4 protein-coding genes and 6 pseudogenes are annotated in these 8,897 nt (G+C 53.2%); 5 read left to right on the top strand and 5 right to left on the bottom strand.

Going from position 1 to position 8,897, the window contains the following annotated elements; all coding sequences use genetic code 11:
• From QZ506_RS18860 to glnA, 4 genes and pseudogenes are all read right to left on the bottom strand, one after another.
• Positions 1 to 95: pseudogene (locus QZ506_RS18860) on the bottom strand (IS1 family transposase); the annotation flags it as partial.
• 31 nt (positions 96 to 126) lie between these two features.
• A pseudogene (locus tag QZ506_RS18855) lies at positions 127 to 231 on the bottom strand (IS1 family transposase); the annotation flags it as partial.
• A gap of 57 nt (positions 232 to 288) precedes the next feature.
• A pseudogene (locus QZ506_RS18850) lies at positions 289 to 726 on the bottom strand (PAS domain-containing protein); the annotation flags it as partial.
• A 238-nt stretch (positions 727 to 964) separates the two neighbouring features.
• Positions 965 to 2,374 carry a glutamate--ammonia ligase gene (gene glnA / locus QZ506_RS18845; RefSeq protein WP_291973098.1) on the bottom strand — a complete coding sequence of 470 codons (1,410 nt, stop codon included), beginning with the start codon at positions 2,372 to 2,374 and terminating at the stop codon, positions 965 to 967.
• Between the two features lie 371 nt (positions 2,375 to 2,745).
• Here glnA and typA point away from each other — a divergent pair, with 371 nt between their 5' ends.
• From typA to fabY, 4 genes and pseudogenes are all read left to right on the top strand, one after another.
• Positions 2,746 to 4,569, top strand: a complete 1,824-nt coding sequence (gene typA, locus QZ506_RS18840) for a ribosome-dependent GTPase TypA (protein ID WP_291973096.1) — start codon at positions 2,746 to 2,748, stop codon at positions 4,567 to 4,569.
• Between the two features lie 170 nt (positions 4,570 to 4,739).
• Positions 4,740 to 5,377 (top strand): annotated as a pseudogene (gene yihX / locus QZ506_RS18835) (glucose-1-phosphatase).
• A gap of 68 nt (positions 5,378 to 5,445) precedes the next feature.
• Positions 5,446 to 5,883 carry a D-aminoacyl-tRNA deacylase gene (dtd, locus tag QZ506_RS18830; protein WP_291973094.1) on the top strand — a complete coding sequence of 146 codons (438 nt, stop codon included), beginning with the start codon at positions 5,446 to 5,448 and terminating at the stop codon, positions 5,881 to 5,883.
• A gap of 68 nt (positions 5,884 to 5,951) precedes the next feature.
• Positions 5,952 to 6,892: pseudogene (gene fabY / locus QZ506_RS18825) on the top strand (fatty acid biosynthesis protein FabY).
• An 11-nt stretch (positions 6,893 to 6,903) separates the two neighbouring features.
• On the opposite strand, the gene QZ506_RS18820 reads toward fabY, so the two are convergent.
• The gene (locus QZ506_RS18820) at positions 6,904 to 8,598 is read right to left on the bottom strand and encodes an AsmA family protein (RefSeq protein WP_291973093.1); all 1,695 of its coding nucleotides are present in this window, start codon (positions 8,596 to 8,598) and stop codon (positions 6,904 to 6,906) included.
• 159 nt (positions 8,599 to 8,757) lie between these two features.
• Here QZ506_RS18820 and QZ506_RS21715 point away from each other — a divergent pair.
• A pseudogene (locus QZ506_RS21715) lies at positions 8,758 to 8,897 on the top strand (IS1 family transposase); the annotation flags it as partial.

The following is an 8,897-nucleotide window of genomic DNA, read 5'->3' as shown; positions in this document are numbered from 1 at the left end:
TTGAGCCGTTGCAATCGGTTACGCAGTGTCAGATGTGCACGCTCAATACGCTGTGTATACAGCTTGCTAACAATGTGTTTTACTTTTGGAAGTTCGTCGTTGTAAGCCCTGTAGCCATCCGTGTTTGCATGACTGACGACGGTAAAGCTGATGGCCACTTTTGCCATAACCGTGTTTTTTCACAGGAGATGTCTGTTCACAAAAAGGGCATCTTACATCAACTTTAGCCACTGTATTCCACATCCAAAACCGGACATTTCACACTGCAATCAACATATTGAATACACGACCGCCGAGCGGATTCTTGATTTCACGCGCTGCCTGCTGCTGGGAATGCTGTAATTGTTCCTGACTGAGGCGGCGCTGGTTGTCCATCGGCGCCATCTCCAACAGGATAAAACTGTGTTGAATGCGTTGTGCGGTGAGCGGTGAGCGGTGAGCGGTGAGCGGCATGATGTGTGCTCTGCCATCGACAACGATAGCCACTTCGTTATCCGTAAATCCTTGACCCGCGTTGAGACTTTCGCGCATCAGCTCAATATTTAGCGAGAAATAGCTGAGCAGATCCGGCAACGGTGTTCCCGCTAATTTGCGTGAACTTTGCGCCAGCAACTGCTGGGCAGCCGTATTGGAATAGTGGATTGCCAGGTCGTTATCCAGCAATAAAATACTATTGATCAAAGAATTGAGGATCTGCCCAGCATCGTGCAGTGTGCCTGTTGTCATAACGCAGACTCCTGCACCCTCGCGGTGCATTGTAGTGTAGATGATGGATGTTACGTCGCAACGGCCAATATTGATGATAAAGAAATAAGGACGGTGGTGAAAAAAACCCATCCGAAGATGGGCTGAAAAGTTTCCACGGCAACAAAAACAATATTCTTATAATTCTGTTGATGCTCGGTCATGGCAGGGTTCAGTACGCCCACCACGCCGAGGTAAATCATAGGTACGCAGTCGTTGATTAAACGCTGTAGTACAGCTCGAACTCAACCGGGTGCGGAGTCATGCGAACGCGATCATTCTCTTCACGGCGCAGACCGATGTAAGCATCGATAGCGTCGTCAGTGAACACGCCGCCCGCCATCAGGAATGCACGGTCAGCGTCCAGCGCGTTCAGTGCTTCTTCCAGAGAGCCTGCAACCTGTGGGATTTCATTCGCTTCTTCCGGCGGCAGATCGTACAGGTTTTTGTCCATGGCATCGCCAGGGTGGATCTTGTTCTTGATACCATCCAGGCCAGCCATCAGCAGTGCGGCGAAGCACAGGTACGGGTTAGCAGCCGGGTCTGGGAAGCGTACTTCGATACGTGCAGCTTTCGGGCTGGAAACGAACGGGATACGGATAGAAGCAGAACGGTTACGTGCGGAGTACGCCAGCATTACCGGAGCTTCATAACCCGGGACCAAACGCTTGTAAGAGTTGGTGGTCGGGTTGGACAGGGCGTTGATCGCTTTAGCATGTTTGATGACACCGCCGATGTAGAACAGCGCTTCTTCAGACAGGCCAGCGTATTTGTTGCCGGAGAATTTGTTGGTGCCGCCTTTGGACAGGGACATATGGCAGTGCATGCCAGAGCCGTTGTCACCGAACATCGGTTTCGGCATAAAGGTGGCCGTTTTGCCGTAAGCGTGCGCTACGTTGTGAACAACGTATTTGTAGATCTGAATTTCGTCCGCTTTTTTGGTCATGGTGTTGAAGCGGGTTGCCACTTCGTTCTGACCAGCCGTTGCCACTTCGTGGTGGTGAGCTTCAACAACCAGACCCATTTGTTCCATCACCTGGCACATCTGAGAACGGATGTCTTGTGCGGAGTCAACCGGTGGAACCGGGAAGTAACCGCCTTTCACTGCCGGACGGTGGCCTTTGTTGCCGCCTTCGTATTTGGTGCCGGAGTTCCAGGAACCTTCTATGTCATCGATAGCAACGTGAGAGCCGGAGATGCTGCTGCCGAAACGAATGTCGTCAAACAGGAAGAATTCAGGTTCTGGTCCAAACAGAACGGTATTCGCGATACCGGTGGAGCGCAGGTACTCTTCAGCGCGTTTCGCGATGGAGCGCGGGTCGCGATCGTAACCTTGCATGGTGTTCGGTTCCAGAATGTCACAACGAATAATCAGCGTCGTGTCTTCATAGAACGGGTCCAGCACAGCGGTGCTTGCGTCAGGCATCAGCACCATGTCGGATTCGTTGATACCTTTCCAGCCACCAATGGAGGAGCCGTCGAACATTTTGCCTTCTTCGAAGAAGTCAGGGCTAACCTGGTGAACTGGAATGGTGACGTGCTGCTCTTTACCCTTGGTATCGGTAAAGCGTAAGTCGACGAATTTAACTTCGTGCTCGTTCAGCATCGTCAAAACATGTTCTGCGGACATACTTGGATCTCCCGATTTGTCATTTATCGTCGTGGAACGAATATCGTTATGGAATGATGTTTGTTACCGTAATAGGGTTTAAGCTAAAATCATGCCAACTCTACGCATGGGGTTGGGAGGCGTTGTTTTCAGGCTTTCATTGAAGGCAGTGCCTGCACCATTAGCGTTCGTTGCACTATTATGGTTCATAATCACCAAAATAGTGCACTGTTTGTGTGCGTTTGTTTACTTTCTCTGCGCCGTTGCACCGTGAAAGGGATCACAAAGCAAGCACCCCTGGGTTGTTTATCGCTTAGGAGTGTGATCTCGTTTGGTCCCTCGCTTAATCCGTGTACAATAGTGCGCTATTTCTAAATGCCTGAGGCAAAGCTGTGATCGAGAATTTGCGTAACATTGCTATTATTGCGCACGTTGACCATGGGAAAACTACCCTGGTTGACAAGCTGCTACAACAATCTGGAACATTGGGTGAACGAAATGACGCCACTGAGCGCGTTATGGACTCCAACGATCTGGAAAAAGAACGCGGTATCACCATTCTGGCGAAAAACACCGCCATTAACTGGAGAGATTACCGTATCAATATCGTTGACACCCCAGGACACGCCGATTTCGGTGGTGAAGTGGAGCGTGTAATGTCCATGGTCGATTCAGTGCTGCTGCTGGTAGACGCAATGGACGGCCCGATGCCCCAGACCCGTTTCGTTACCCAAAAAGCTTTTGCCTATGGCCTGAAACCGATCGTGGTCATCAACAAAGTTGACCGTCCGGGCGCGCGCCCTGACTGGGTCGTCGATCAGGTGTTCGATCTGTTCGTCAACCTAGGTGCTACTGACGAGCAACTGGATTTCCCTATCGTTTACGCGTCTGCGTTGATGGGTATCGCCGGTTTGGATCACGAAGAGATGGCGGAAGACATGACGCCGCTGTTCGAAGCGATCGTCAAACACGTTGAAGCGCCGAACGTCGATCTGGACGGTCCGCTACAAATGCAAATCTCACAGCTGGACTACAACAGCTATGTGGGTGTTATCGGTATCGGCCGTATCAAACGCGGTCGCGTTAAACCGAACCAGCAAGTGACGATTATCGATGCGGAAGGTAAACGCCGTAACGGTAAAGTGGGTCAGGTGTTGGGCCATTTGGGCTTGCAACGTATCGAATCTAGCGTCGCAGAGGCGGGCGATATCATCGCTATCACCGGTCTGGGTGAACTAAACATCTCCGACACCATCTGTGATACCACTAACGTTGAAGCTCTGCCGCCGCTGTCGGTGGATGAGCCGACCGTTACCATGTCTTTCGGGGTTAACACCTCGCCGTTCTGCGGTGAAGAAGGCAAGTTCGTGACCTCTCGTCAGATTCTGGATCGTCTGAAGAAAGAGCTGGTACACAACGTTGCGCTGCGCGTAGAAGAAACCGAAGACCCGGATACCTTCCGTGTGTCTGGTCGTGGCGAACTGCACCTGTCAGTGCTGATCGAAAACATGCGTCGTGAAGGTTTCGAACTGGCAGTTTCTCGCCCGAAAGTTATCTTCCGTGACATCGATGGTCGCCGTCAGGAACCCTTCGAACAAGTTACCGTTGATATCGAAGATCAGCATCAGGGTTCCGTCATGGAAGCGCTGGGCCTGCGTAAAGGCGAAATGCGTGACATGAACCCGGACGGTAAAGGCCGTGCACGTCTGGATTACATCATTCCAAGCCGTGGATTGATTGGCTTCCGTACCGACTTTATGACCATGACCTCCGGTACTGGCCTGCTGTACTCCACCTTCAGCCACTACGACGATGTGCGTCCGGGCGATATCGGCCAGCGTCAGAACGGTGTGCTGATCTCTAACGGTCAGGGTAAAGCGGTAGCCTATGCGCTGTTCAGCTTGCAGGAACGCGGCAAATTGTTCCTGGGCCACGGTGCAGAAGTGTATGAAGGCCAGATCATCGGTATTCACACCCGCTCCAATGACCTGACGGTTAACTGCCTGACAGGTAAAAAACTGACCAACATGCGTGCTTCCGGTACTGATGAAGCCACCGTGCTGGTGCCAGCGGTGAAAATGTCGCTGGAGCAAGCGTTGGAATTTATCGATGACGATGAATTGGTTGAAGTGACTCCGCAGTCTATTCGTCTGCGTAAACGTCACCTGACCGAAAACGATCGCCGTCGCGCCAACCGCGGGCCGAAAGAGGGCTAATCCGCCGCTCTTTACAAAACCGTTCCAGGGCGCTTTCAGGCGCCCTGCCTTTTTCCAATCCCGCCTGCCCGCCGTGAGTATTTCGTATACGTTTTAGTTATGTTCCTCCCTGTTCAGCCGCCATATTTCCCGCTACAGTGAAAAAACAACCATAACGTCTGGAGGGCGAAATGCTTTATGTCTTTGATTTGGGTAACGTTGTCATTGATATCGATTTCAACCGTGTGTTGGGCGTGTGGAGTAAGCTGAGCGGTGTGCCACCCGCCACGCTGAAAGAGCGCTTTACCATGGATGAAGCCTTTGAACTGCATGAGCGCGGTGAGATCAGTGATGAAGAATTTGGTGCCCGACTGAGTCAGGAAATGGGTATGCTGCTGAGCTACGAGCAGTTTACGGCGGGCTGGCAGGCCATTTTTGTTGCGCTGCGTCCTGAGGTACTGGATGTGATGCAGCAGCTGCGCCAGCAAGGACATCGCTCCGTGATTTTGTCTAACACCAATCGCCTGCACTGCGCGCATTGGCCCGCCCTGTTTCCAGAAGTGGCCGAGGCTGCTGATTATCCTATCTGTCACAGGATATCGGGATGCGTAAGCCGGAGGCGAGAATTTATCAGTATGTACTGACGCAAGAGCAGGCAACCCCGGCGCAAACGATCTTCTTCGATGATAACGAGCAGAATATTGCCGCTGCGCAAGCGTTGTGGATCCGCAGCATTTTGGTGACCGATCGCGATACGGTGCCACAGTTTTTTGCCGAACATCCCATTTCCCCTGCACACAATACCGTCGCTAACGCGAGTAAGCTGTGATAAAAACGGTTGGCATTTTTGATAATAAATCGATTAAAAGAACAGTGGTTCAGGAGTAGTTGTCGTTTATGATTGCGTTAATTCAGCGTGTTACCCGCGCCAGTGTGACGGTGGACAACGCCATTGTTGGGGAGGTCGCAGGCGGATTGTTGGTGCTGTTAGGCGTCGAGCAAGGGGATGATGAACGTAAGGCGACGCGCCTGTGTGAGCGCGTGCTCGGCTATCGCATTTTCAGCGATGAGCAGGGCAAGATGAACCTTAACGTGCAGCAAACCGGGGGCAGCGTGTTGGTGGTATCGCAGTTCACGCTGGTGGCGGATACGCAAAAAGGCATGCGGCCCAGCTTTTCCCGCGGCGCAGAACCTGCAGAGTCGGACAGGCTGTATCAATATTTTGCCGCCCAGTGCCGTGAACACGGCACCCACACGCAAACCGGCCGCTTCGCGGCAGATATGCAGGTTTACTTGGTTAACGACGGGCCAGTCACGTTCTGGCTTCAGGTGTGACGATGCCGTGCGCGTCAGCGCGCCCGTTGTCACCGATGTGCAACACCGCCAATCGGAAGGAGGAGGCAATGTATCACCTGAGAGTGCCTGAAACCGCTGAAGATATGGATGCCTACTACCAATTCCGCTGGGAGATGCCGCGTAAGCCATTACACCAGCCACTAGGGTCGGAACGGGATGCCTATGACGTGCTGGCGCACCATCAGACCGTGGTGGATGAGCAAGGGCTGTTGGTGGCTATTGGACGCCTCTCCATTAATGCAGATAACGAAGCCGCCATTCGCTTTATGGCGGTGCATCCCGGCGTGCGGTGCAAAGGGCTGGGCACACTGGTAGCGATGACGCTGGAGTCCGTCGCGCGTCAGGAAGGCGTCAAGCGCGTGGTATGCAGCGCGCGGGAAGATGCCGTGGAGTTCTTTACCAAGCTGGGCTTTTCCCTGCAAGGGGAGATCAGCGCACCGCAAACCACCCCCGTGCGTCATTATCTGATGACCAAACCCATTGCTTCACTGGATGATATCCTGCATCGTCCTGATTGGTGCGCACAGTTGCAGCAAGCCTGGTATGACCATATCCCGCTCAGTGAAAAAATGGGCGTGCTAATCAACCAATACACTGGGCAAAAATTTATCACCACCATGCCGGAAACGGGCAACCAGAATCCGCACCATACGCTGTTTGCCGGTAGCCTGTTTTCATTGGCGACGCTGACGGGATGGGGACTGATTTGGTTATTGCTGCGTGAACGGCATCTGTGGGGCACCATCATTCTGGCCGATGCGCATATCCGTTAAATCTCGCCGATTACCGGCCGCACCAGCTCAGTGGCCGTCTAGGCTCGCTGAGCGGCGACCTTACGCGTCTGGTGCGCGGGCTTAAAGCGCGCGTGCAACTGAACGTTGAGCTGTTTGGCGATGATAAGGCCGGTGCGGTGTTTGAAGGCGTGTATATCGTGCTACCCGCGCAGCCTGCCGATCCCTTGGAACAAGGCGGCTCGGAAGCGGGGTAGCGGTACGGTCATTAGTGCGCGCTGCTCACTTCACCGTGTTGAATCTGCTGCCTTACGCAGGTGCCATCACTGGTGGTCCCCTGTAACAGACCGTTCAGCGTCGGTTTAAGCGGCGTGTTGGAGGTCAGATTTCCCGTTAAACGCAGTTGCAGATTGCTGTCGGCGCTGGGAAGGGTTTCAGACGCTTGCCAGCCCCAGTGTGTCAAAGTATCCATCGGCACTGAACGCCCGGTTAATGACAGTGTGAACGCGCGGCCTGGCTGTTGCTCAATAGTGGCCTGCGCCTCGAGCAGACCACGTTGCGTAAATGCACTCATTTCGGTAATGGCTATTTGCGCATCGCCGGCGTTTAGCGCGAGAGAAGGGCGGCGCACATCGAGTTTGTTGAAGGTGGCATCGCTGGCGTTCAGGTTCAGTGTGCCCTGCCAAACGCCCCACTGGTGCTGACGCGCCAGCAACAGATTATTGCCGTAGCCATCCAGCGCGGTGATCTGGAACGGGAAATCCGGGTTGATGTCGATGAGCAGGTTGCGGTTAGCGCGGAACTTCTTCACCTCAACATCGCTCAGCCAGTCCGGTAATGTCTTCTGCCAGCGCTCACGCCAGTCCATGGGCAGGGTATACTCCATCCCAGCGACCACGACTTCATTCAAGGTCAGACGGTGGTTATTGCGCGTCCACATGCCATCGGTGCGCATCAAACCGCCTTCCCAACGGGTTGTAAACTGTTTGATAGCCACCCCTTGCGGCGAAACGGCAAGGTTAACAATAGGGTCAATCAGGTGCATGCTTCCGTTGACGATGTCGCTGGCATTAAACGACAGTGTGCCGTCGTCGCTTTCCCAACTGTGCTGGCGGAAGGTGATATTTTGCAACGTGACGTCGAGATCGCCAAACGCCCAGCCGGGCCCTTCAATGTGGGCATCCACCATATCGAAGCGGGAAACCGCTACCGAAGGCAGTTCGGCCACAGGCTGCCAGAAATCTTCCAGCGATTTTGTGGTTTGTAAACGCACATTGCTCAGGCGCAGGTTATCCACCTGCCAACTGCCATCTTCTGCACGTCGGGCATTACCGGTTAACTGACCGCCCGCAACGTCTGCACCAAAATTGGTTAACGTGAGCTGGTTGTTGTTGATTTCACCCTGAATCAGCACCTGGCTGGCGGGAACGTCACTGAGGCGCAGCGAGCGAGCGCTGAGTTGAAAATTACCCTGTGTGCCGAGCAGATGCCCCTGTTCTGGCTGCCAGGGGGTGATGCCACCGTTAATTTGCTGCCCGTTCAGCGAACAATCACCGTCTTGCGATTGCAGCGCCATGGTGCGCAATTGCAGCACATCTGCCATGAACGGAACGGCAATGCTGTTGCTAGGCAGCAGATTTAAGGTACCGCCTTCCAGTTCCAAGCTGGCAAAGTGGCTTGGTTCTGTAAGTTGGCGTGCGCTTAAACCAAAGGATATTTTACGTGCCGCCAGGGTCAACGGCTGCCCTTTGACGCCAAAGGTGATATCGCTGAACACGATATGGTCGGTTTCTGACCAGTTATGCTCGATTTTTCCCAGCGTTAACTGGTAATCGGTATTGTCATTTACCCAAGAAGTGACGCGGTTTGCGGCCCAGTGGGTTTGCAACACAACGTACACGGTGACCAGTGCCAACAGGGCTAGCAACAGCAAGGTGAGCAGTAGTTTCCCGAGAAATTTCATCGTATCAGTCCATGCCTTGTCATCGTGAGTACTTGTGTTATGCCGCAATTCTTCCTGCGTCTCAATACTTAACCGTGGTTACAGACAATAAAAAACGGCGGTCGTGTATTCAATATGTTGATTGCAGTGTGAAATGTCCGTTTTTGGATGTGGAATATAGTGGCTAAAGTTGATGTAAGATGCCCGTTTTGTGAACAGACATCTCCTGTGAAAAACACGGTTATGGCAAAAGTGGCCATCAGCGTTACCGTCGTCAGTCATGCAAACACGGATGGCTACAGGGCTTACAACGACGAACT

The sequence above is a fragment of the Candidatus Symbiopectobacterium sp. genome (assembly GCF_020054415.1).
Taxonomy (GTDB): Bacteria; Pseudomonadota; Gammaproteobacteria; order Enterobacterales; family Enterobacteriaceae; genus Symbiopectobacterium.
The sequence above is the reverse complement of the archived record's forward strand: the minus strand, read 5'-3'. Positions and strand labels throughout refer to the sequence as shown.

Bases quoted from the DNA above. Each gene is read 5' to 3' on its own strand.
- glnA (WP_291973098.1), bottom strand. From the start codon at position 2,374: ATGTCCGCAGAACATGTTTTGACGATGCTGAACGAGCACGAAGTTAAA.
- dtd (WP_291973094.1), top strand. From the start codon at position 5,446: ATGATTGCGTTAATTCAGCGTGTTACCCGCGCCAGTGTGACGGTGGAC.
- QZ506_RS18820 (WP_291973093.1), bottom strand. From the start codon at position 8,598: ATGAAATTTCTCGGGAAACTACTGCTCACCTTGCTGTTGCTAGCCCTG.